Source organism: Pseudomonas sp. TWI929, from assembly GCF_039673335.1.
Classification (GTDB): domain Bacteria; phylum Pseudomonadota; class Gammaproteobacteria; order Pseudomonadales; family Pseudomonadaceae; genus Aquipseudomonas.
This window is the reverse complement of the sequence record NZ_JBDJLK010000003.1, coordinates 106,247-130,034: the sequence shown is the minus strand read 5'-3', so window position 1 is coordinate 130,034 and position 23,788 is coordinate 106,247. Positions and strand designations below refer to the sequence as shown.

The window sequence follows — 23,788 nt, the reverse complement described above, 5'->3', positions numbered from 1 at the left end:
CGGCATGACGAGAAACTTACAATTTTGAAAGGTAAGTGCATCTATTTCATATAATCGAGTAGGAGGCGGGCTCACACCCGCCGTCCTCTCACACCACCGTGCGTACGGTTCCGTACACGGCGGTTCAAGCTATGCGGCTAAGCCGGTTGATCGTATCCAGTATCGAGACTAACCCGAGTCGATCCCATAGCTTCTTCGGCAGCGCCTGATTCAGATGTGGCGCCCCCGAGTTCCACCACGGGCCTCGGCCGTTATAGGCCGATTTACAAGCACGCTCTTCGCCTAAGCCCAGACGCATCAGGTTGCGCGCCCTCGTAGAGGGCTGCTTCCATTGGCGCCAGATGGCACAACGGAGTTTGTGCCTGATCCAGCCATCCAGCTCCTCAAGTGGCCGTTTGCTCTGGCTGAGCCGGAAGTAGCCTGCCCAGCCTCGCAGAACAGGGTTTATCCACTCGATGACGTTAGCCATCTTGCGACCCCGAGCAGCACGCAGCCATTCTCTCAGCCGACTACGTATGCGACCTAGACTCATCGTCGCCACACGCAGCCTCGGCTGCAGGTGCCGGCTCATTCCATAGCCCAAGTAGTCACACTTCCAGGCCCTTGCGACGCGGCTCTTCTCTCGATTCACCGTCAGCTTCAGGCGCTGGCTCAAGAAGCGCTCGACACTGACCATCACTCGTTCGCCAGCACGATGGCTGCGGACATAGATGTTCGCATCATCGGCATAGCGTACGAAGCGATGGCCACGTCGCTCCAGCTCACGATCGAGTTCGTCAAGCAGGATATTCGACAGCAACGGCGACAGCGGACCGCCTTGCGGCGTCCCCTCCTGCCGTTGGTTGACGACTCCGTCCGACAGGATCACAGCCTCAAGGTAGCGGCGGATTAGCCTGAGCACTCGCTTGTCTTCGATACGGCGCTGCAAACAGGCCATCAGGATGTCGTGGTTAACCCGATCAAAGAACTTTTCAAGGTCAAGCTCCACGCACCAGCGATGTCCCGCCGCCACATGGGAGCGGGCCATTTCAACGGCTTGGTGAGCGCTTTTGCCCGGACGAAAGCCGTAGCTGTAGTCCGAAAACAGCGGGTCGAAGAGTGGCGTGAGCTGTTGCTGCAAGGCTTGCTGGATCAGGCGATCCACGACGCTGGGGATACCCAGTTGCCGGGTGCCGCCCTGCGGCTTGGGAATTTCAACCGCCCGCACTGCCTGGGGATGGTATTCACCGGCCAGCAACCTGACCTTGAGGGTTGGCCAATACTGTTTCACGTAGCCCGCCAAGTCAGCTACCGTCATGCCATCGGCACCCGGTGCTCCCTTGTTGCTGACCACGCGTCGATACGCACGTCTGAGGTTGGCCGGTGCAAGCACCCGCTCCATCAGCGTGTCCGGCTCCGCGTTCGTCCACGTTACTGACGCCGTCGATACCTTTGCACTGTCATGCATCACCCTCGGCTTCTGGCCGGGGTTCGGGATGACAGTTTCCGTTGTAGAAAATTTCTGCATTACGGTTACCAACGAGACTGTAACGCCTTCTGGCGGCATAACCTGTTCGGCCCTTGGTGACGCGGTTAACCGCCACTTACTACGGCCTCGGCTGACTTCTGCACGTTCATCCCGTCGTCTCTCGACGCTCGGTAGCACAGTGGCAAACGCACAGATCTCCCAGGGTAATTCGCGCGACCTTCCTGCTTATGCCTGTCGGATCTACGGCGTAGCGTTCCGTGCAAGTATCGGGCTTTGAAGATGTTTGCCTTCTCACCCCACTGCGCCGCCTCTATCCGCTTCCTGTTCGTCAGGCCAGCATTTTGCCTCGGGCTTCCTTCAGATTCGCAGTCACCCGCGACACCCTTGCCTCTGGCTAACACTTCCCCTTGCCGGGTGCGTAGAGGACTTTCACCTCCAAGTCACCTGCTTGGCCACCACAGCCAAACGGGTTGCGCTAACGCGCAACGCGCCATGCCTGGCGCACAAACAAAAAACCCACAACGCGTGTTGTGGGTTTTTGTATCTGGGGGGATCAGCTTACGGCTTCTGCCTCGTCGCCGTCTTCATCCTTGCGATGTGCCCAATGATACAGGGCCGGCAGGACCAGCAAAGTCAGCGCGGTGGAGGAAAGGATCCCACCAATTACCACTGTAGCCAGAGGCCGTTGGACCTCCGCACCGGTACCGGTGGCCAAGGCCATTGGGATGAAGCCCAGGGACGCCACCAAGGCTGTCATCAACACTGGTCGCAGTCGGGTGAGTGCGCCTTCATCGACTGCCTGCCTGAGCGTTCGTCCCTCTTCTCGCAATCCGCGAATGAAGGCAATCATCACCAGGCCGTTCAGTACCGCGACGCCGGAGAGTGCGATGAAGCCTACCCCTGCCGAGATCGAGAGCGGGATATCACGCAGCCAAAGGGCCACGACCCCGCCAGTGAGAGCGAATGGAATACCGGTGAAGACCAGCATGCCGTCCTTCAGGTTGTTGAACATCAAGAACAGCAAGGTCATTACCAGCAGTAAGGCTACCGGAACCACAATCTGCAGGCGCTTGGCTGCCGACTGCAGCTGCTCGAACTGGCCGCCCCAACTGGTCCAGTAGCCTGCTGGAATTTCCACCTTCGTTGACAAGGTAGATGCCGCCTCATCAACGAACGACCCAAGGTCACGGCCCCGGACGTTGGCGCTTACAATAACCAAGCGCTTACCGTTCTCGCGGCTGATCTGGTTCGGGCCCAACTGCAAGTCCAGCTTAGCGACCTGCGAAAGTGGAATGAAACCGATCTGATTAGCGCCCTGAGCCGCATTGGCAGGCACAGGAATCAGCAAACTAGACATACCCGCGACGTCGGTGCGTACAGCCTCAGGCAGGCGCACCACCATGTCGAATCGGCGATCACCCTCGTACAACGTTCCCGCTGTACGACCACCCACAGCAATCGCGATCGAATTCTGCACGTCCGCAATGTTCAGGCCGTAGCGTGCTGCTTTTTCCCGGTCGATGTTAATGGTCAGCACTGGCAGACCTGTGGTCTGCTCAACCTTGACCTCCGAGGAGCCTGGTACCGCTTTGAGCGCTGCGGCGATCTTATTGGCCGTGCTGTTGAGCACATCCATGTCGTCACCATAAACCTTCACCGCAACATCGCTGCGCACCCCGGAGATCAGTTCGTTGAAACGAAGCTGGATAGGCTGGGAGAGTTCATAGTTACTGCCCGGGACACTGGCTGCCGCCTTTTGAACCTCGGCAATGAGCTCCTCCCGCGACTTGTCGGGATCGGCCCATTGGTCCTTTGGTTTGAGCATGACGTAAGCATCGGAGATATTCGGTGGCATTGGGTCAGAGGCGATTTCAGCCGTACCGGTTCGGCCGAACATACGCTCAACTTCCGGTACCTGCTCGATGACTGCTTTTTCCAAACGCTCCTGCATGTCCACCGACTGGCTGAGGCTAGTACCAGGTACGCGCAAGGCTTGAAGAGCGAAGTCCCCCTCACTGAGACTTGGGATGAACTCGCTCCCCATGCGACTGGCAAGTACACCGCTGAGAACGACCAGTGCTAGTGCGGCGGAGAAAGCGATATTCCGATGCCCAAGCACCCACTGCAGCACAGGCTCATAACGCAGCCGCGCAGTGCGCATAACAACGCCCTCTTCCTCCTTGACCTTGCCAGTGACGAACATGGCGATCGCTGCCGGCACGAAGGTAACGGAGAGGATCATTGCACCCAATAGCGCCATCACAACGGTGAATGCCATGGGGTGGAACATTTTGCCCTCCACGCCGGTGAGGGCGAAGATGGGCAGGTACACCACCATAATGATCAGTTGCCCGAAGATCAGTGGCCGACGCGCTTCGCGGGCAGCAGCAAAGACCTCATGGAAGCGTTCGGTTTTGGTGAGCATACGGCCATGTTTGTGCTGCGCATGTGCTAATCGACGGATCGCGTTCTCCACGATGACCACGGCCCCGTCGACGATGATGCCGAAGTCGAGTGCGCCCAAACTCATTAGGTTGGCACTGACCTTGTTATTGAACATCCCTGTGAAGGTGAACAGCATGGACAGCGGGATCACCATCGCGGTGATCAACGCTGCACGGATGTTGCCGAGGAACAGGAACAGAATGGCGATAACCAGGATCGCACCTTCAACCAAGTTCTTCTTCACCGTCGCAATGGCTTTTTCAACCAAGTTGGTACGATCGTAAACGGTGACCGCAACCACGCCCTTTGGCAGAGTACGGTTGATGTCCGCAAGCTTCGCTGCGACAGCTTGGGACACAGTGCGGCTGTTCTCACCGATCAGCATGAATACTGTACCGAGCACGACCTCGCGGCCATTCTCAGTGGCAGCACCAGTACGAAGCTCCTTACCGATGCTGACGTCGGCGACGTTGCTGATGCGAATCGGTGCACCATCCACACTGGTGATTACGATGTTGGCGATGTCTTCGATGTTGCCGACTTGGCCCGGTGCACGAATGAGCAACTGCTCACCATTACGCTCGATGTAACCGGCGCCTACGTTGGCGTTGTTGCTTTCCAACGCGGCTACCAGATCATTCAGGGTCAACTTGTAGGTAGCCAGGCGCTTCGGATCCGGCGCAACCAGGAACTGCTTGGCAAAGCCACCGATGGTATTGATCTCTGCCACGCCAGGTACGTTGCGCAGCTGAGGCTTGATGATCCAGTCCTGGATTACCCGCAGGTCGGTGGGCGTGTAGGGCGTACCGTCTTCTTTGACCGCGCCCTCTTCGGCTTCAACGGTCCACAGGAAAATTTCGCCGAGGCCGGTTGAGACCGGGCCCATGACGGCATCTACGCCCTCTGGCAGCTGTTCCTTTGCAACCTGTAGCCGCTCATTGATCAGCTGGCGGGCAAAGAAGATGTCGGTGCCGTCCTTGAAAATCACGGTCACCTGAGACAGGCCCGAGCGAGACAGCGAACGGGTCTGCTGAAGACCTGGAAGACCAGCCATGGCCGTTTCAACTGGAAACGTGATCCGTTGCTCGGTTTCCAATGGGGAATAGCCAGGCGCTGCAGTGTTGATCTGCACCTGGACGTTGGTAATGTCAGGAACGGCATCGATCGGCAGCTTTTGGTAGCTGTAGATGCCGATACCGGCCATGATCAGGACAGCGATCATTACAACGATCCGCTGTTCAATGGCAAATCTGATGATACGTTCAAACATAAGAAATCATCCTGTCAGTTCGCATCAGTGACTGTGCTCGGCAGAGGCTTTGCCGAGCTCAGACTTGAGTGTGAAGCTGCCATTGGTAGCCACTTGAGCGCCCGCTTCGATGCCGTCCGTGATTTCCACGTACCCACTGTCACGGCGGCCCAGCTTTACTGGGCGGGTGTCGAAGCCCTCGGCGGTGCGTACGAAGACCGATGGTTTGTCCTCAACGGTCTGCACGGCGTGTTCCGGGACAGCCACCGCCACGCGATCAGTCTGGGACGTGACTGCGATGTTCACGAAAAGACCAGGACGCCAGGCCCCGTTGGGATTGGTCAACGTAACGCGGACGGTCGCTGCTCGGTTTTGCTCGCCCAACAGGCTGCCGACATAACCCACCTTGCCCTCGACCTCCACGTTCATGTCAGGTGAGGAAACCTTCACGGCGCGGCCGGTAGTGACCTTGGCCAAATCGGTAGGCGGTACAGCGAAAGTGGCCCAAACTTGGTTAAGGTCGGACAGAATAAAGGCGTTAGTCGCCTCGCTGACGACTTCCCCGACGGTCAAGTGTTTCTCCACCACTACGGCGTCAAAGGGAGCCCTGAGTTCGTAACGGTTACCGCCTACCGAATTGACCGAGGCACCGATCGCGCTGACTTTTTGCTTGGCGTTGGCCAGAGAGATTTCGGCTTCCTGCAGCGCCTGGCGAGCCTGGAGGTAGTCCTGCTCCGCAGAAATCTTGTCCTGCCAGAGCTGCTTCTCTCGGCTAAAAGTCACGCGCGCAAGTTCGACACGACGCTGAGCGGCTTGTTGCTCGCTGCGCAGGTCAGAGATCTGCTGGCTGGCAATCACCGCAAGGACTTGACCCTTCTTGACGGACTCACCCAAATTCGCCTGGACTGTTTCGACAACGCCTGGAACGCGAGGAACAACGTGCGCAGTGCGGTCCTCGTCAAAACGAATCTCACCCGGGAAGCTCACGACGGTTCCCAAATCACGAGGCGCTGCCGATTCCAGAGTCACGCCAGCTGCTTTGATCTGTTCAGCACTAAGGGTTAGCTTACCTTCTTCCTCACCGCCTTCTTCACTGTGGCCCTCCTCGCCATGACCTTCTTCACCGTGCCCATCTTCACTATGCTCCGCTTCACTGTTCTCTTTGTTAGCTGATCCGGCCTTCTTGTCATGGCCGTGACCATCGTCAGCACCATGTTCTGCGTTAGTCGCCGCTTGTTGATCGGAACTGCTGTTCCAGGCGAGGCTGCCAAATCCAAGGATTGCCACAGCGGCTACCGCGAGGGCGATCTTGCGTTTGTTTTCCATTGCTACTCCTGCTGATCGTAGGCACCGGCAGGTTTAAACGCCGAGTGCCGAGAAAAATGTATGCCCCGTTCAGCGTGCGCCGGCGGTCGAGCCTACTTCGCCATAAACCCTTTCTACTTGCGCACGCGCATTGGTCGCCGCTGCCAGCGAGTCGAGATACTGGCCACGAGCAAGGATCAAGGTGCGCTGGGCGTCCAGTACTTCGATAAAGCCGAATTTCCCCATCTCGAATCCGCGGGTTGCGGTATCCACGGCCTGCTGGGCTGAGGGCAGAATGGTCTTGTCGTAGGACTCAACTTCTTGCATGGCGGTGGACCACTGGTTCAGCGCGGTTTGGGTTTGGGCGCGCAGTCTCAACTCGACAGCGTTACGCAGGTCGCGGGCCTGATCGGCACGTCGAGAAGCGGAAAGAATGTTGCCTTGGTTACGATCAAACAGCGGCAAAGGCATGGACAGACCAACGACATTGACTCGCTCGCGCACCGAGCGGTCGTACTGGCTACCCACGCTTACCGTGAGGTTTGGAATACGCTGAGCTTTTTCTGCGCCAAGCGAGGCATCGCTCTTATCAATCTCCACCACTGCCTGCCGCATTTCCGGAGTCTGATCGAGCTTTGCCAGCAACTCTTCAGTGCGCGGCGGCAAGCCAGGAGACAAGGTTGGTGATTCAAGGCGATCGAATATGGTCACAGAACTCCCCGTGACTTGGGCGAGTTGCTGGTAAGCATTCGCTTTTTCCGTTTCGGCGCGACGGACCTGCAACCGGGCTTCAGCCAGTTGAACCTGGGCGCGGGTAGCCTCCACAGGTGAAGATTTACCTGCGCGAACTCGACCATCGACAATGCGAAGGCCGCGCTCAGTAAGTTCAAGGGATTGTTTAGCGAGGTCGAGTCCGGTTTGGGCTCGTAATGCAGCGTAAAACGCCTGCACGACGTCTGCACGCAGACCATTCACGCGTCGGTCCAGTTCCAGTTGTGCAACACTCTGGCCGTATGTGGCGACATCTACGCGGGCTCCCCGCTTACCACCGAGCTCCAAGGTCTGACTTAGCGTAACGGTCGTTGTGCTGGTGTTACGCCGTGTGTCCTCCATCTCATACGAGATTTCGGGGTTTGGAATCAGCCCGGCTTGCTTGCGCGCACCGTCCGCGATGCCGATTTCCTGACGTGCCGCCGCGAGGTCTGGGTTGGCATCCATTGCCGTCGACAGCGCTTGGGGCAAGCTGATGCTTTGGGCAAATGCGGTGGGTGCCAGCAACCCGGAAATCACCGCACAGAGAGCGGCAATTTTCCACGGTGAGACGTAGGTCTTGGATAAGACATTGCGGTTATACCGGAGCACTTTCTTGGTCCTCGTGCACAAACTTCGTTAGCTTGGCCAGAACGCCGAAATAGCTGCCAAGCCCCACTGGATTAGGTGATGGCACTCTAAAGAGCGGTAGCTATCAGAGGGGTGGCTAGAAAATTACAATTTCGTAAGAAAAGCTTGTAATGCCCGAAAACGCTGATGACACAGTCGAACCACCGAATTTCATTGCGAACGCGAGAGATGGCTAGCATGCGGCGTCAATGACCAAAATAACGACCAGATGACGAAATTGTAATTTTCCTATCACCATCCCGTTATCTTCCGCCTGCAAATATGAGCTCGGCGCTACGCGAGGCGCGCCGCCGGCTCAGAACTTATAACGACACCCGCGCCGGAAAACATAATAAAAACTGCCGTAAATCAAAGGAGCATCGGATGAAAATCAAAGTACCACTGTATTTGGCGGCAGTTTCGGCGCTGTCTGGAAGCTATGCAGTTACTGCTCAAGCTGAAGATAAGCCCGAAGGTTTCATCGAAGGTAGCAGCCTTACAGTGCTCAACCGCAACTTCTATTTCAATCGTGATAACCGCGACAGCTCAGCTCCCACTTACAACAGCGGCAAGGGCAACACCAATGGCTACTCCGAGGCCTGGGCGCACGGGATCATCACCAAATTCAACTCTGGTTTTACCCAAGGGACGGTCGGCGTTGGTGTTGATGCCTTTGCCATGATAGGGCTTAAGCTCGATACTGGTGACGGGCGCAACGGCGGTCGTAGTTCATTCGACGTCATGCCTGTTGATAACAAAGGCGAAGCTCGCGACGAATACACCAAGGTTGGCGGGGCGGCTAAAGTTCGCTTGTTTGATACGGTCGTGAAAGTGGGTGATGTTTTCCCGTCGACGCCAGTTGTTGCATCAGGCGACTCGCGCCTGTTGCCTGAAAGCTTCCGCGGTGTGACCGTTGAGAACACCAGCATCCAGGGCCTCACCCTGCAGGGTGGCCGACTGCATGCGATGAGCCAGCCGGTCTCCAGCAATCTGAATGATAACTTCGCAACTTTCTACGGTGGCCCGGTTAACTCGCCTTGGGTAGGCTACGGTGGCGGTGATTACGCGATCAACGATAACTGGACCGTGAGCGTATACGCCAGTCAGTTGAAAGAAGTCTGGAACCAGTACTACGCTGGCACCAGCTTCGCCTATCCACTGAATGACGACCTTGCGCTGATTGGCGGCTTCAACTATTACAAAGCTGTGGATGAAGGGAAGCAGCGCCTAGGCGAGTTTGACAACGATATCTGGAGTGCCAAGGTCGGGGTCCGTTACGGCGCTCACACCCTGGCCCTGTCGCACCAACGCAACAACGGCGACGATGATTTCGACTACCTGCGTCAGTCAGACTCGATTTTCGTCGACAACTCTATCCAGTACAGCGACTTCAACTCGCCGAAAGAGCGTTCCTGGATGCTGCGCTACGACCTGAACTTCACCAGCTACGGCATTCCTGGTCTGACGTTCATGACCCGCTACGCTAGAGGCTCGGGCGCAGACTACTCGAACGCCAACCAGTTCTACATGCGCACCGACGCCAACGGTGATCCGCTCACCAATCAGAAACGTTGGGAGCGTGACGTAGAGGTTAAATATGTCGTGCAAACTGGTCCAGCAAAAGACCTGTCCTTCCGGTTGCGCCAGGCCACCACGCGTGCCACTGCATTCGAATCGGATCTGGATGAAACTCGTGTGATCATTGAGTACCCGCTTTCGATCCTGTGATTCTCTAAGGGGATCAGTTTATTCGTAAACTGGTCTCTTCAGAAAAATGTGCATTACGAATTCACCTTGAGTGGCTTAAGTGCTCCTTTGGTAAAAGGTGGATATTTGGCGCCCTTTGGGCGCCTTTTTTTTACCTAAAATTCAATCAACCGTTCGAGTGTACGCATTGCATGCCGGTGAAACTCATGGCTGCACCAATGACCAGTTTCCTCGACATGAGTAACTTCGCCGTCATCTGAACGGAACAAAGTCAACACAAAGAAGAAAACAACCACATACTTCATAAGGTCAAATTACCTATTGGAGAGAGGGCCCGCACCTGTCAAACCCAAACCGCGAAAAGATATACCTCCAGACTATCAATCATATTACCTGGAAATTACAAATCCGTCATTTAGGCCCCGCCCAGCTCATTTTGATTTACCATTCCTTTCAATAATGCCGGCGCGCGTGCGCGGTTAATTGCTCAGTGATATCGAGACAAAATCCCATGCGAATTCTGGTAATTGAGGACGAAGTAAAAACTGCGGAATATGTGCGTCAAGGCCTTACAGAATGCGGTTATGTCGTCGATTGCGCGCATACCGGGTCAGATGGGCTATTCCTAGCCAAGCAACACGAATACGAGTTGATTATTCTTGATATCAATCTGCCAGAAATGGATGGGTGGCAGGTACTTGAGCTTTTGAGGCGTAAAAATTGCCCCTCCCGCATCATGATGCTCACGGCGAGAAGTCGTTTGGCAGATAAGGTCCGGGGTTTGGAGAACGGTGCAGATGACTACCTGATCAAACCATTTGAGTTCCCAGAACTGCTAGCCCGGGTTCGCGCCTTAATGCGCAGGTCTGAACACCCTGCATCTGTGGAGATCATTCGTGTCGCTGACCTGGAGCTAGACCAGAGCCGTCACAGGGCCTTCAGGGACGGCCAGCGTATTGATCTGACGACGAAAGAGTTTGCACTTCTGCACTACCTAATGCGCAATACCGGCGTGGTGCTCAGCCGCACACAGATCATCTCACAGGTCTGGGATATGAACTTCGACTGCGATACAAACGTTGTAGAAGTGTCGATTCGAAGACTTAGAGCCAAGATCGATGACCCTTTCGAGACGAAGCTGATCCATACGCTTCGCGGTGTGGGCTATGTGCTTGAGAAGCGTTGATCGCCCGCTACTTAGTCATGAAAACAGAGCCAGGGATCATGCATGTAAGTCGAGCCATACTGTTTTTGACCCTTAGCGCGCGTTTCCTCACTAAACGTATGAGGTGTGCTGGACATAAGGTATAGCATAGATTATCAACAGGTAACGGAAGGCCAAGCGTATGCCAGAGCTGACGCACGCTCAGCGGACATTGTTTTTAACAGCGCCATGGCTTACCTCTGATACTGTGCGCCGGCGATGAGGTTAACCTCCCGACTACAGCACCAAGCAGGCTCAGTCGCCGCTCAACGATGATGGCGCCCGCCGGCTTTTCTGGTTCGTTGCAGGGCTACTCACGGTCATTGCCTTCGTCATGGCCACCCTCTCTGTGCATCTTCTCGCCTCGCTCAAGGAACTTGGCCTTCCAACGGTCACGGTGTTGGCGGTGGGGATGGTCCTTGGGCCGGCCCAGGTGGTGGCAAGAGTATTGGAGTTCTCGCTTGCTCGGCATCTTCACCCAACCTGGTCGGCCGTGCCGGCGTGTTGGTGAGCTTCATCGGCATCTGCTTATTCATTCCTGGCGTGCCTTGGCTGGCATTCCCTGCAGCAGCGCTGTAGGGCGCCGGCATCGGGATTCTCACTATTGCCAGAGTCATCTTGCCTCTGGTGCTGTTTGGCAAGGGTATCGCGCACGCATGGGAGCATTAGCTCGCCCAATGGTCTTGGCGCAGGGCACGGGGCCGTTTGCTACGGCCTTTGTGCTGAGTACTCAAGGCGCACCTGTGCTCTTGCTCATGGCGGCGATGGTCGCTGTCGCGCTAGATAGCAGTTTCAAACTGCCCCTCAACCCAGTGCAACGTAGGTGAAGCTGGTGATTCTGCCCTCAAATCGGGGTACCCGCTAGATTTCCCCCCTAGCTTTGCCTTTGACTCTGCCTGGGGGTATACCGCCAGGGGATAATCGGCCTGCTTTGTCTTTGCGGATTGCCCTGCCAATTGACGGGGCCTACATAAGCCGTTTCCAATGCCCTCGACGTAGAACCATTCGCTCCGGCCGAAGCTGGCTGGTGGGCGTGAGCCAAGAGGCGTATCCTACAAATGCTTGCTCCGAGACTTGTTGGCCTACAGCCTCCCCTGGGAGACATCTGATAGCCCGCCGCCGAGGCGGGCTTTTTTGTCATCAGATCCGTAAGGCAGCGCCTTGGTGAATGGCTGCCCAAGCTAGGCTCCGCCAGAGCGCATGCTCAACATCAGCGGTCTACCCGTCTCCCTAGCCAGACGGTTAACGACGTATCCATATCCTTTGTCAGGCGCATGGAAAGCTGACTGGGCGACATACGCTTACGCAGCCATTGCTTCGCAGGATTGTGCGCAGGCCAAACAGGCCTGTGCGCAATGCTGACAGTGGTCTGCCTTATGCTTACTGCACTCCTCCCCGCAGGCGCGGCAAATCCTTGCGCACAACGCACAAAATTCCTTGGCGAGCATGCTTTCTCGTGCCATCAAGGTAGCCGCCAGCCTGCACATATCTGCGCAATCCCTGCCCAGCTTGATGCAGTCAGCCATCATTTTTACATCCTGTTCTTGCAGGCAGGCTGACGAGCAGCCTTCACAGGCCAGCGCACAGCGCAGGCATTCCGAGATGCATTCATCAAAGCTACTGTTCATGATCATATCTCCGGTATCGGGTCGATGTGATGCCAGTGCACCGTCTCATGACGGTATGTAGCGTTCGACCTGACGGGGTCCTGAAGATTGATTACATTTCTGTAAGCTTGTCCGAATCATCTCGGTATGAAGGCGTGCCCGGTCATTCCAGGCTTTTTAATCACTACTTCTGGATGCTCACGATTTTCGCGACGCTTCCCTCCATACGGAACCCAAATTTCACCTTGTCGCCTACATTCAAGCCCTTCAGCTGCGAAGGCTCAGCTTGGAAGCCCATGGTCATCGCCGGCCATTTGAGCTCCGCTACCGGGCCGTGCGCCAAGGTGATTTTCCCGCTTTGAGGATCCAGCGCCTTTATTGTCCCTTCAGCATGCGCAGTGGGTGCCGCCTGGCTGCCTTGGTCACCCTCGGCGGAGGCTGGCATTTTCTTCATGTCCATACCATCCATGTCCTGGGCATGCGCACTGGCGGCGAAAGCTGTGACCAGGCCTGCGATAACAATTAGCTTTTTCATTGGATTTCTCCTGAGAGGTTGGGGGTAGTTACAGCAAGTTCGCGGCGACGGATCAGCCAGTACGCCGCAGGGATTACAAAAAGGGAAAGTAAGGGGGCGGTGAGCATGCCGCCCACCATGGGCACCGCGATGCGGCTCATGACCTCGCTGCCGGTACCGCTGCTCCAGAGGATGGGCAGCAAGCCTGCAACGATGACGGCCACAGTCATTGCCTTGGGCCTGATGCGTTGCACCGCGCCCTCACGGATCGCATCGAGCAGCGCTGCTCGTTTAGTTTCGCCGTTGGCCTGACGCTCAGCCCAAGCGTTATTCAGGTAGATGAGCATGATCACTCCGAACTCCGCCGCTACGCCGGCCAGGGCAATGAAGCCAACGCCTGTGGCCACTGAGAGGTTGTAGCCCAGCAGGTAGAGCAGCCAGACGCCCCCGGTCAGGGCAAAAGGTAAGGTGCCCATGATGAGCAGTGCTTCACCGAGGCGCCCAAAGGTCAGGTAGAGCAGCACGAAGATGATGGCCAGCGTCGCTGGCACCACCCAGGCCAGACGGGCGTTCGCCCGCTCCAGGTATTCGAACTGGCCGGAGTAGCTCAAGCTCATACCTGGACCGAGCTTTACCTCGCTGTCGATCGCCTGGCGTAGGTCTGCAACAACAGACGAAAGGTCCCGGCCGCGCACATCGATGTACACCCAGCCCGAGGGGCGAGCATTCTCGCTCTTCAGCATTGGCGGACCATCGGTGATACGTATGCGCGCCACGCTGCCGAGCGTCAGCTGGCCGCCCTGCGAGGTGTAGATCGGCAGCTGACGCAACGCCTCCACAGAATCACGCCATTCGCGTGGATAGCGCACGCTGATGGGATAGCGGGCCAAGCCTTCAACCGTTTCCCCGATGGTTTCGCCACCAATGGCGCCGGCCACGATGGCCTGTACGTCGGTGATGTTCAGACCGTAACGGGCAGCGGCATGGCGGTCGATATCCAGATCAATGTAGCGGCCACCAGTCAAACGCTCTGCCAGCGCCGAAGTCACTCCAGGCACCTTTTTCGCTGCCCGCTCCACAGCGAGGGTAGCCCGGTCTATCTGGTCCAGGTCGCTGCCGGCAACCTTGACGCCGATTGGACTCTTGATGCCGGTGGCCAGCATGTCGATGCGGTTGCGGATGGGCGGGATCCAGATGTTGGTTAGTCCAGGCACACGCACAGTGCGGTCAAGCTCCTCGATGAGCTTTTCCGTGGTCATACCGGGACGCCACTCACTCTTGGGCTTGAGCCGTACCGTCGTCTCGAACATCTCCAGCGGTGCCGGGTCGGTAGCCGTCTCGGCGCGGCCGGCTTTACCAAAGACAGTGGCCACTTCGGGAACGGTTCGAATCAGCCGATCCGTTCGCTGCAAGAGCTCTGAAGCTTTCTGCGCCGAGAGTCCAGGCAAGGCTGAAGGCATGTAGAGCAGATCACCTTCATCGAGCGGAGGAAGGAACTCGCCCCCAAGATGCTTCAAGGGCCACAGACTGCTGAGCAGGATGAGCAATGCTCCAGCGAGGGTAACCAGAGGCCGGCGCAGGACAACCTCCAATGCCGGACGGTACAGCCGGATGAGGCCTCGGTTGAGCGGGTTGCGCTGTTCCGCAGGCAGTGGCCCTCTGATCCAGTACCCCATCAGCACCGGAATCAGGGTCACCGATAGCGCAGCCGCCGCTGCCATTGCGTAGGTCTTGGTAAACGCTAGGGGTGCAAAGAGTCGCCCTTCCTGGGCTTGCAGCGTGAACACCGGGATGAACGAAAGCGTGATGATCATGAGGCTGAAGAACAGTGCCGGCCCTACCTCGACGGCCGCCTCCGTCATTACCCTCCAATGCGCTTCGCCTCGCAACGGCTGATCAGGATGTCGGGCATGCCAAGCCTCAACGCGTTTGTGGGCGTTCTCGATCATGACCACGGCAGCGTCCACCATTGCACCGATGGCAATAGCGATTCCGCCAAGTGACATGATGTTGGCGTTGATGCCCTGATGACGCATGACGATCAGCGCTATCAGGATTCCCACGGGCAGCGAAACGATAGCCACCAATGACGAGCGCAGGTGCCAGAGAAAGGCTCCGCATACCAACGCCACTACCACGAATTCCTCGATCAGCTTGTGACTGAGGTTCTCCACGGCACGGTCGATCAACTGGCTGCGGTCGTAGACGGTGACAAGCTCCACCCCGGCTGGCAGGGCTTTCTTCAGGGTTTCGAGCTTAGCCTTGACGTGCGCGATGGCCTCACGAGCATTCTTCCCGCTGCGCAGGATCACCACACCTCCTACGGCTTCGCCGAGGCCGTCCAGTTCGCCTATGCCTCTGCGGGCTTCCGGACCTATCTGCACCGTAGCGACGTCGCCTAATGTCACCGGCACGCCCTTGGTAGCCAGTCGCAGGGGTATCGCTCTGAAATCATCCAGCGATCGCAGGTAGCCGGCCGCACGTACCATGAATTCCGCTTCGCCTTGCTCCAGTACACCGCCACCGGTCTCCTGGTTGGCCTTGCCTATAGCCTCCACCACCTCAGCCTGGGTGATACCGAGGCTGGCCATGCGCAGCGGATCGAGCACGACCTGATACTGCTTGACCATACCGCCGATGGTGGCCACTTCAGCGACATCCGGCAGCGTCTTGAGCTCATAGCGCAGGAACCAGTCCTGCAGGCTGCGCAGTTGCGACAGGTCATGGCCGCCGTTACGATCGACCAGCGCATATTGATAAATCCAGCCCACCCCGGTGGCGTCCGGGCCCAGTACCGGCTTGGCTGCGGCAGGTAATCGCGATTGCGCCTGGCTCAGGTACTCAAGAACCCGAGAGCGCGCCCAATACAGATCGGTGCCGTCCTCGAACAGCACATAGACGAAGCTGTCACCGAAGGCGGAGAAGCCGCGAACCGTTTTGGCCCCCGGAACCGAGAGCATGGTAGTGGTCAGCGGATAGGTCACCTGATTCTCAACGATCTGGGGAGCCTGGCCTGGGTAGGACGTGCGGATGATCACCTGCACGTCCGACAGGTCGGGCAAGGCGTCGATTGGTAGGCTACGCACCGAGACGAAGCCCCATGCCACCAGAAACAGCGTGGCGAGGAGCACCAGCACACGGTTGCCTACCGACCAGCGGATCAGTTTGGCAATCATGGTTGGCCCTCCAACACTTTGATCTGCTCAACGACCATGCCCTCGTCGCGTTCGCGTATGCCAAAGCGAATCTGCGCACCGATCTTGAGGCCATCAAGGAGAGACTGCTCAGCCACAGGGAAGGTCATGGTCATCCCTGGCATGCCCAGGGTGATGAAAGGACCGTGGGCAACGGTGAGCTGGGTGCCGTCTATCTGCACGACACGGCCATCCGCTTCATGCAGGGCTGGCCCCGCATTAGGCTGACTATCCTGCACCGTCGCCGCCTCGATGCCTTTCAAATTAGCGTCGGAGTCCAACAGGAATTGCCCGGACGCGACGATGCGCTGTCCTGCCTGAAGACCCTGCAACACCGCAACTTGGCCTTTGCTCTCCTGGCCCAACACGACTTCCACCGGCCGGAAGCGACCACCGTCTTCAGCCAGCATCACCAGGTCTCGCTTGCCGGTGCGGATGACCGCCTCGGCAGGCACCAAGAGGCTTTGCTTGGCAGACTCGCCGGGATGGAGAGCCACTTGAGCGGTCATCCCAGGACGAAGCCGCCCATCTCGGTTGGGCAACTCGATACGCAGGCGCAACGTGCGGCTCTGCAAATCGGCATCGGCCAATAGCGCAGTCAACTTGCCCGGTATGGGATCGCCTGGGAACGCTGGCAATTGCGCCTGCACAGGCTGGCCTTCGCGAAGGCCTTGAGCCTGGGCTTCCGGCACAGCCGCTTCCAGCCAGACGTTGGCCACTCCATTGATCCTTGCTAAGGTAGCGCCCGGCGTCAGCGTCATGCCGGGTCGCAGATCGAGAACCTGGATTACACCGGCAGTGGGTGCGGAGAGTGTGACCGAGAGCTGCACCTTCCCAGTGCTCGCGACCCGGTTGATCAAGTCGGCCGGCATGCCGGCGAGCACGAGCCGCTGTCGTGCCGCCGCCGTCAGCTGAGCGTCGCCAGAATGCCGCAACGCCAGGTATTCCTCCTGCAGACCCGCCCACTCCGGGGTCAGCACATCGGCTAGAGGAGCCCCTTTGGCAACGATGTCCCCCGTCGCTCGACCATAGACGCGTTCGACGTAACCGCCAGTCCGGGCCTGCAACACGCTGAAGTCGCGTTCGTCGAACGTCAGAACGCCGCTCACACTTAGGGTCCGTTCTAGCCGGCCAGCCGTCACCGTTGCCAATCGAATCCCAAGGTTTTGCTGGAGCCCAGCCGAGACCTGAACCGCAGGCTGCTCCTCGCCAACCGTGTCATCCGAATACTTGGGCACGAGCGGCATGTCCATGAACGGCGATTTTCCGGGCGCCGGGAAGTGCTGCTGGGGATACATCGGGTCGTACCAGTACAGCGCTTTTTTTTCCTGACCTAAGGGCTGCGATGGCGAATACGCACCTCTCCCACCTAGCCAGAAGCCAGCGCCTATCCCAATAGCTAGGGCAGTAGCCACGAGCAAACCAATCGACCTATTCCTCATGCCCGCACCTCTCCATAAACGAAATGCAGACGCGCTGCTGTTGCTGCCAACTGTCCTTGCAGGTCCATATCCTGTAGCAGTGCTTCCACACGCTGCCGGCGTGCCGACAGCACTTCACTCAACGGCGACTTACCGGCGCGGTAATCCGCCAGAGCGAGGCGTACCCGGTCCTCGGCCAGGGGCAAAAGTGTTTCGCGACTGCGCCGCACTGCCCGTTGCAAGCGGTGGTACTCGGCAAGGTCTGTTTCAAGCTGGGCTTGATGCTCGCGCAGGGCAGCGTCCTGCTCATCTTCCAATTGGCGAACTTGTGCGCGTCGTGCCGCAATCATCGGGTCTTGCCGTGAGCTGGTGAACAACGGCAACTGGAAGCTGACTTGCAGACTGACCATGTTGCTGAAGTCCGGGCCACGGCGCTGATAATCCACTCCCCAGGACCAATCCGATTTCTTTTCCGCCTGAGCCTGGTGTACCTGGGCCTGAGCCTCGCGTGTCATGGCGTTGTAGGTATTGAGCTCCGGATGGGCATGGACGGAGTGCAAATATTCAGCTGCGTCTACAGGCCAGACAGGGAAGGTCGGCGCGCCTACTTCGGCGTCCTGCCCAATCCAGCGCTTCAGCGCGGCTCGCGCTTGGGCTGCCTGACTCAACAAAACGTCTTTCTGCTCGTCCAGCTGCGCGGCTTCTTGCTTGGGAGCCAGCGTATCGGCGCTGGAGCCTGCGCCTCCGGCCAGGCGGGCCCGCACCGTGGAAGCCAGCAGCTGGTTTTCTTTGTAGAAAGCGTCGAACTGTTCAAGCTTTCGCTGCACGGTGTACGCAGTAACCCAAGCCTGTGCGGTTGCCGCCCTAACCTTCAAGCGTTCGAAGATCGCCTCGGCATCGGCTCGCTCGACCGTGGCCTGCGCTGTCTCTACGCGAGCTTTGCGCTTGTCCCGGTTCGGTACTTCTTGGGACAGGCCAACCACCTGCATGGTCATGAAGTCTCTGTTCATGCTCCAGCGATCGGTGCCTTCAATCGGCAGGTTTTGTACCCCGAGATTCAGGCGCGGATCGGGTAGTTCGCCCGCTGGAATGACTGCGCTGCGCGCAGCTGATGCCTGCTCCTGGCGGGCCTGTAGAGAGGGAGCGTTACGTTCAGCCAGTTGCAGCGCCTCATCCAGCGACAGCGTTGCAGCCTGTGCCGAGACAGCCGGAAGCAGTATGAACAGGACGGCCGTGGTTATCCGTCCCTGAAAACGTTGGGGAGTCATGAAAATGATTCCTCGAAAGATCAGCGCCCAGGCGCGTGCCATCGCCCCGCTGCTAGGCGGAACGACGGTGTGAAATTAAGAGGGAATCAGACGCGGGGAGGCCGCCATGGATCGGGGGGAGAGCCTGTTGCTATGCCTACCGCGTAGGTATCGGCAGGTCGTGGCTTGGCAAAGGTCAGCCCAGGCGTCAGGAAGCTGAGCTGTACGGTACTGGCAGTCCTGCACTCCTGGCCGACCTTGCAGGATTTGGCGTGATCGCCGGCCTTGCCCAGGTCTTGGTCCTGGCAGCAGTCATGATCCATACCCGCCATCATTTCCATGCCCATGGTCTGCATTGGGCAAGGTTCAGTCGCCGAATCGATGCCCGCCATCCCGTTAAGCGGAAGCGCCACGATAAGCATCAGGATGGTGAGCAGTCGAATGAACCGATTCATGATGGGCGAGTATAGGTTACCGGGATGAGTTCAGCATTAAGGGGTTGGGGCTGCACTAACCAACCGCTTGGAGGCTGGGAGACTGATGAAGAAGGTTGTGACACCCTCCGCTGAAGTACACCAGATTCGTCCGCTGTGAGCCTCGATGATAGAGCGGGTTATGGACAAACCCAGGCCTGCATTGCTTGGGCCGCCTTCGCGCCTGGCTGGATCGGCTCGATAGAATCGGTCGAAGATCTTGCCAATGTGCTGGGGATCGATGGTTACCCCGCTGTTACGCACGGAAAGCGTCACGCTTTCAGGCGTCTGCTCGATCTGCACTGATATCTCGTTGCCTTCCGGGGTGTAGCGCAACGCGTTGGATAGGAGGTTGGAAAGCGCTCGGTCAATCATCAGGCGATCGCCACGAACCTTACCCTGCCCGTGCAGGGTCAGCTGGGTGCCTTGATCCTCAGCCAGGAACTGGTAGTACTCGAACAGCTTGGATACGAGTTCAGAGAGCTCCACATCGATCTGCTCGGGCACGATCAGACCGTTATCAGCCTTGGCGAGGAACAGCATGTCGTCGATCATGCGCGACATGCGCTTGAGGTCTTCCAGGTTCGAATAGAGGTTTTCCTCATAGGCATCCAGGTCACGCTTCTTGGTGAGCACCACTTCGGTATGGGTCAGAAGGTTGCTGACTGGCGTTCTCAACTCGTGAGCGATATCGGCAGAGAAGTTGGACAACCGAACGAATGCATCCTCCAACCGTCCCAGCATCCCGTTGAAAGACAGGATGAGCTCCTGAAGCTCAAGCGGTACGGGCTCCAGGGGAATGCGCTCGCGGAGCGATCTTGCCGACATCCCGGTGGCCACTTTGGTGATTTGCCCAACAGGCCGAAGCCCACTCTTGGCCACGACCCAACCCAAGCCTGCGCTCACAATCGCGCTGATCACCAGGCCGATGCCGAACCACCATTGCAGGGTGACAAAGAAATGCGCGTGAGTGGTGACATCGAGCATCAGCACGGCCGTCACCGGTTCCGGCTCGCCTGCAATGGTCAGCTGGGCGGTAATGCCGCGAAAGTTCTGCGATTCATCCTGCCATTCCCAGACCGCACCCCGGTGCGCCTGCTCGAATCGCTGAGGAATTTGGGAGGCTTTGGGGTCTGAAAAAAGGACCGTACCGTCAGCCTTGGTGATTTTCGCCGACAAATCCTGATGTGCGCCGAGCAATGCCCGCAGCTGCTGCTCCTGATCGTGGAGCCCGCCTCGCGCTGCTGAGATGGACAGGATATGACGCGTTGACTCCAGCTTTTCGGAAAGCGCCTGCTCATCCAGCATCCGGAAATGGTGCTGACTGAGCCCGTAGAAAGCCACCCCGGCAACCACCAGGACAGCAGTCACCGCGAACATGAACATCAGGGTCAGTCGCTTGACGAGCGATGATTGCGGGCGCATCACTCGGGCACATCCATCATGTAGCCCATGCCTCGGGCGGTATGGATGAGCTTTGGCGCGAAGTCGTCATCGATTTTGGCCCGCAGTCGGCGAATTGCTACCTCGATCACGTTGGTGTCACTGTCGAAATTCATGTCCCAGACCTGAGAAGCGATCAGCGACTTTGGGAGGACCTCGCCGCGACGGCGCATGAGCAGCTCCAACAGGGAAAACTCCTTGGCAGTAAGGTCAATCCGCTTGCCGTTTCGCGTAGCTCGACGCTTGAGCAGGTCTACCTCAAGGTCTGCCATCTTCATAGTGGTTTGAGCAGAACCACCGTTGCCTCTGCGCAGCAACGTGCGAACCCGAGCCAGCAGCTCCGAGAACGCAAAGGGCTTCACCAGGTAATCATCCGCGCCCAGTTCCAAGCCTTTCACGCGGTCGTCTACGCCGTCTCGGGCCGTCAAGAAAAGGACCGGCACATCCTGCCCCGCCGCACGGATCTTGCGCAGGACCTCCCAGCCATCGAGCCCCGGCATCATCACGTCGAGGATCAGCAAGTCATACGCTTCGCTCTGTGCCTGTTGCAAGGCGTCAGTGCCTGTCATCACCCGGTCAACGGTGAAGCCAGCTTCTGTCAGGCCTTGCTGGAGGTAGACACCGGTTTTTGGCTCATCTTCGGCTACGAGTAATTTCATCTGCTCTCATCCACGCGGGGTGCATCTCCAGTTTGCAGGAAAAAAGTCGCCCAACCAGAAGCTGACGGAAAAGTAATGTCGAGATCAGTTTTCTGACAGCACCGCGAAGCTAACTTGACCCTGTACCTGACGCCATGAGGCGCAGAACCCACTGAGGATCTCCAGATGAACATGGTCAAAGCAATTGTGATGGTCGTTACCTTCGGCATGGCAGGCATCGCCCTGGCAGAGGGCGGCGCGGACCGGACCTTTGCGCGGATGGAAGCGGCTCGCCAAAGCTCCATGCAGGCATTCCAAGTTGCGCAGGAGAAGAAAGAGCAGGCGCCAGTCGCCGCCCAGTCCAGCAAGCATGCCGGCCACGAAAGCTGCTGATCTGAGCTTACAGAAATGTAATCACTCCGGAATCTGAACTATGGCAGTTTCAGACTACGGCCTCTCATCAGCCTCGCGCAGTGGCGAAAGTCTACGAGACTGGTGAGAGCTCCAATGAACCCAAGGGCTGCGCCATCGAGCAGCCTGGATATCAGCGATCTACCTGACTGGACGCAACGGCATGCAAAGCAAAACCACGAGACGATCTTTCGTCAAAGGCCTGGCCGCTACCGGAATTTTGGGTGGGCTCGGCATGTGGCGCGCGCCGGTCTGGGCCGTGACCAGCCCTGGCCAACCGAACGTGCTCAGCGGCACGGACTTCGATCTGTATATCGGCGAACTGCCCGTCAACATCACGGGTGCAGCTCGTACGGCCATGGCCATCAACGGCTCCGTGCCAGGGCCGATCCTGCGGTGGCGCGAAGGCGACACCGTGACGCTGCGCGTACGCAACCGGCTGAAACAGGACACCTCCATTCACTGGCACGGCATCATCCTGCCCGCCAACATGGACGGTGTGCCGGGCTTGAGCTTCCACGGCATCGCTCCCGATGGCATGTACGAATACAAGTTCAAGGTCCACCAGAACGGCACTTACTGGTATCACAGCCACTCAGGCTTCCAGGAGCAGTCCGGGGTCTATGGGGCGTTGGTGATCGATGCCAAGGATCCGGAGCCGTTTGTGTACGACCGTGATTACGTCGTCATGCTCAGCGATTGGACGGATGAAGACCCGGCGCGGGTGCTCTCCAAACTCAAGAAGCAATCTGACTACTACAACTTCCACAAGCGCACAGTTAGCGACTTCGTTGACGATGTGAGCGAGAAAGGCTGGTCGGCCGCTGTAGCGGATCGGAAGATGTGGGCTGAAATGAAAATGAGCCCCACCGACCTCGCTGACGTGAGCGGGTATACCTACACCTACCTCATGAACGGCCAGGCTCCGAACGGCAACTGGACGGGTATCTTCAAGCCCGGCGAGAAGATCCGCCTGCGCTTTATCAACGGCTCGGCCATGACCTATTTCGATATCCGGATTCCTGGGCTCAAGATGACGGTTGTGGCTGCCGACGGCCAGTACGTCAAACCCGTATCGGTCGATGAGTTCCGGATCGCCGTTGCCGAAACCTACGATGTCATCGTCGAACCTGAAAACGAGCAGGCCTATACAATCTTCGCGCAATCCATGGACCGTACCGGGTACTCCCGAGGCACCCTGGCAGTTCGTGAAGGCTTGCAAGCGCCCGTACCGGAGGTAGATCCACGCCCGATCATCGCCATGAGCGATATGGGCATGGACCACGGCAGCATGGGCGGAATGGATCACGGCGGCATGGCTGGCATGGACCAGGGGAACATGGCCGGCATGGATCACAGCAAGATGGCTGGGATGGACCATGGCAGCATGGCCGGCATGGACCACAGCAAGATGGCTGGAATGGATCACGGCAACATGGCCGGCATGGACCACAGCAAGATGGCTGGAATGGACCAGAGCAACATGGCCAGCATGGATCACAGCAAGATGGCTGGGATGAGTCATGAGGGCATGGCCGGCATGAGCGGTGCAATGCAGAGCCATCCGGCTTCCGAGACAAACAACCCGTTGGTCGATATGCAGACCATGTCGCCGACCCCGAAGCTGAACGATCCGGGAATTGGCCTGCGCAACAACGGGCGCCGAGTGCTGACCTACGCCGATTTGCGGAGCACCTTCATCGATCCCGATGGTCGAGAGCCTGGACGCACAATCGAACTGCACCTTACCGGGCACATGGAGAAGTTCGCGTGGTCGTTCGACGGTATCAAGTTCTCCGACGCTGAACCGCTGCGGTTGAAATATGGCGAGCGTCTTCGCATCACCTTGGTCAACGACACCATGATGACTCACCCCATCCATCTCCACGGTATGTGGAGTGATCTGGAGGACGAGAACGGCAACTTCATGGTTCGCAAGCACACCATCGACATGCCACCTGGCTCAAAACGAAGCTATCGCGTCACCGCAGATGCCTTGGGACGTTGGGCCTATCACTGTCACCTACTGTTCCACATGGAAATGGGCATGTTCCGAGAAGTCCGGGTGGACGAATGAACTGG

The 23,788-nt window shown here is 57.9% G+C and carries 16 protein-coding genes; 4 read left to right on the top strand and 12 right to left on the bottom strand.

All coding sequences use genetic code 11. From position 1 onward, the window contains the following. Window positions 1-124: 124 nt before the first annotated feature. The 4 genes from ltrA to ABE456_RS02855 all read right to left on the bottom strand — a co-directional run bounded on the left by ltrA (window position 125) and on the right by ABE456_RS02855 (window position 7,829). A complete protein-coding gene (gene ltrA, locus ABE456_RS02870; protein WP_346642621.1) occupies window positions 125-1,546 on the bottom strand; it encodes a group II intron reverse transcriptase/maturase in 1,422 nt (473 codons plus the stop codon). A gap of 475 nt (window positions 1,547-2,021) precedes the next feature. Continuing rightward, window positions 2,022-5,183, bottom strand: coding sequence for a CusA/CzcA family heavy metal efflux RND transporter (locus ABE456_RS02865; protein WP_225789569.1), 3,162 nt, complete (start codon window positions 5,181-5,183; stop codon window positions 2,022-2,024). 24 nt (window positions 5,184-5,207) lie between these two features. Continuing rightward, window positions 5,208-6,488: an efflux RND transporter periplasmic adaptor subunit gene (locus ABE456_RS02860; RefSeq protein WP_013974879.1), complete on the bottom strand. Its 1,281-nt coding sequence runs from the start codon at window positions 6,486-6,488 to the stop codon at window positions 5,208-5,210. Window positions 6,489-6,557: 69 nt separating this feature from the next. Next, complete coding sequence (locus tag ABE456_RS02855; protein WP_080563836.1) at window positions 6,558-7,829, bottom strand: TolC family protein; 1,272 nt, start codon at window positions 7,827-7,829, stop codon at window positions 6,558-6,560. Window positions 7,830-8,231: 402 nt separating this feature from the next. Here ABE456_RS02855 and ABE456_RS02850 point away from each other — a divergent pair, with 402 nt between their 5' ends. Next, window positions 8,232-9,575 (top strand): OprD family porin, encoded by a 1,344-nt coding sequence (locus ABE456_RS02850; RefSeq protein ID WP_013974881.1) that lies wholly within the window; start codon window positions 8,232-8,234, stop codon window positions 9,573-9,575. Window positions 9,576-10,065: 490 nt separating this feature from the next. Next, the gene (locus ABE456_RS02845) at window positions 10,066-10,740 is read left to right on the top strand and encodes a heavy metal response regulator transcription factor (protein WP_225789568.1); all 675 of its coding nucleotides are present in this window, start codon (window positions 10,066-10,068) and stop codon (window positions 10,738-10,740) included. A 1,319-nt stretch (window positions 10,741-12,059) separates the two neighbouring features. Here the strand turns inward: ABE456_RS02845 and ABE456_RS02840 are convergent. The 8 genes from ABE456_RS02840 to ABE456_RS02805 form a co-directional block, all read right to left on the bottom strand. Next, window positions 12,060-12,386: a four-helix bundle copper-binding protein gene (locus tag ABE456_RS02840; RefSeq protein WP_346642620.1), complete on the bottom strand. Its 327-nt coding sequence runs from the start codon at window positions 12,384-12,386 to the stop codon at window positions 12,060-12,062. A gap of 163 nt (window positions 12,387-12,549) precedes the next feature. Next, window positions 12,550-12,900, bottom strand: coding sequence for a copper-binding protein (locus tag ABE456_RS02835; RefSeq protein WP_346642619.1), 351 nt, complete (start codon window positions 12,898-12,900; stop codon window positions 12,550-12,552). Beyond that, window positions 12,897-16,055: an efflux RND transporter permease subunit gene (locus ABE456_RS02830; RefSeq protein ID WP_346642618.1), complete on the bottom strand. Its 3,159-nt coding sequence runs from the start codon at window positions 16,053-16,055 to the stop codon at window positions 12,897-12,899. The genes ABE456_RS02835 and ABE456_RS02830 overlap by 4 nt, the downstream gene beginning before the upstream one ends. Then, the gene (locus ABE456_RS02825; protein ID WP_346642617.1) at window positions 16,052-17,515 is read right to left on the bottom strand and encodes an efflux RND transporter periplasmic adaptor subunit; all 1,464 of its coding nucleotides are present in this window, start codon (window positions 17,513-17,515) and stop codon (window positions 16,052-16,054) included. The genes ABE456_RS02830 and ABE456_RS02825 overlap by 4 nt, the downstream gene beginning before the upstream one ends. Continuing rightward, window positions 17,512-18,762, bottom strand: coding sequence for a TolC family protein (locus ABE456_RS02820; protein ID WP_346642616.1), 1,251 nt, complete (start codon window positions 18,760-18,762; stop codon window positions 17,512-17,514). Before ABE456_RS02820 ends, ABE456_RS02825 begins: the two co-directional genes overlap by 4 nt. A gap of 86 nt (window positions 18,763-18,848) precedes the next feature. Then, window positions 18,849-19,196, bottom strand: coding sequence for a hypothetical protein (locus ABE456_RS02815; protein ID WP_060519763.1), 348 nt, complete (start codon window positions 19,194-19,196; stop codon window positions 18,849-18,851). Between the two features lie 36 nt (window positions 19,197-19,232). Further along, window positions 19,233-20,639, bottom strand: coding sequence for a heavy metal sensor histidine kinase (locus ABE456_RS02810; RefSeq protein WP_346642652.1), 1,407 nt, complete (start codon window positions 20,637-20,639; stop codon window positions 19,233-19,235). Next, on the bottom strand, window positions 20,639-21,316 hold the full coding sequence (locus ABE456_RS02805) for a heavy metal response regulator transcription factor (RefSeq protein ID WP_129931848.1): 678 nt from the start codon (window positions 21,314-21,316) through the stop codon (window positions 20,639-20,641). The genes ABE456_RS02810 and ABE456_RS02805 overlap by 1 nt, the downstream gene beginning before the upstream one ends. Window positions 21,317-21,481: 165 nt before the next feature. Here ABE456_RS02805 and ABE456_RS02800 point away from each other — a divergent pair, with 165 nt between their 5' ends. Then, the gene (locus ABE456_RS02800; RefSeq protein ID WP_060519770.1) at window positions 21,482-21,688 is read left to right on the top strand and encodes a co-regulatory protein PtrA N-terminal domain-containing protein; all 207 of its coding nucleotides are present in this window, start codon (window positions 21,482-21,484) and stop codon (window positions 21,686-21,688) included. A 181-nt stretch (window positions 21,689-21,869) separates the two neighbouring features. Beyond that, complete coding sequence (locus ABE456_RS02795; protein WP_346642615.1) at window positions 21,870-23,783, top strand: copper resistance system multicopper oxidase; 1,914 nt, start codon at window positions 21,870-21,872, stop codon at window positions 23,781-23,783. Window positions 23,784-23,788 lie beyond the last annotated feature (5 nt).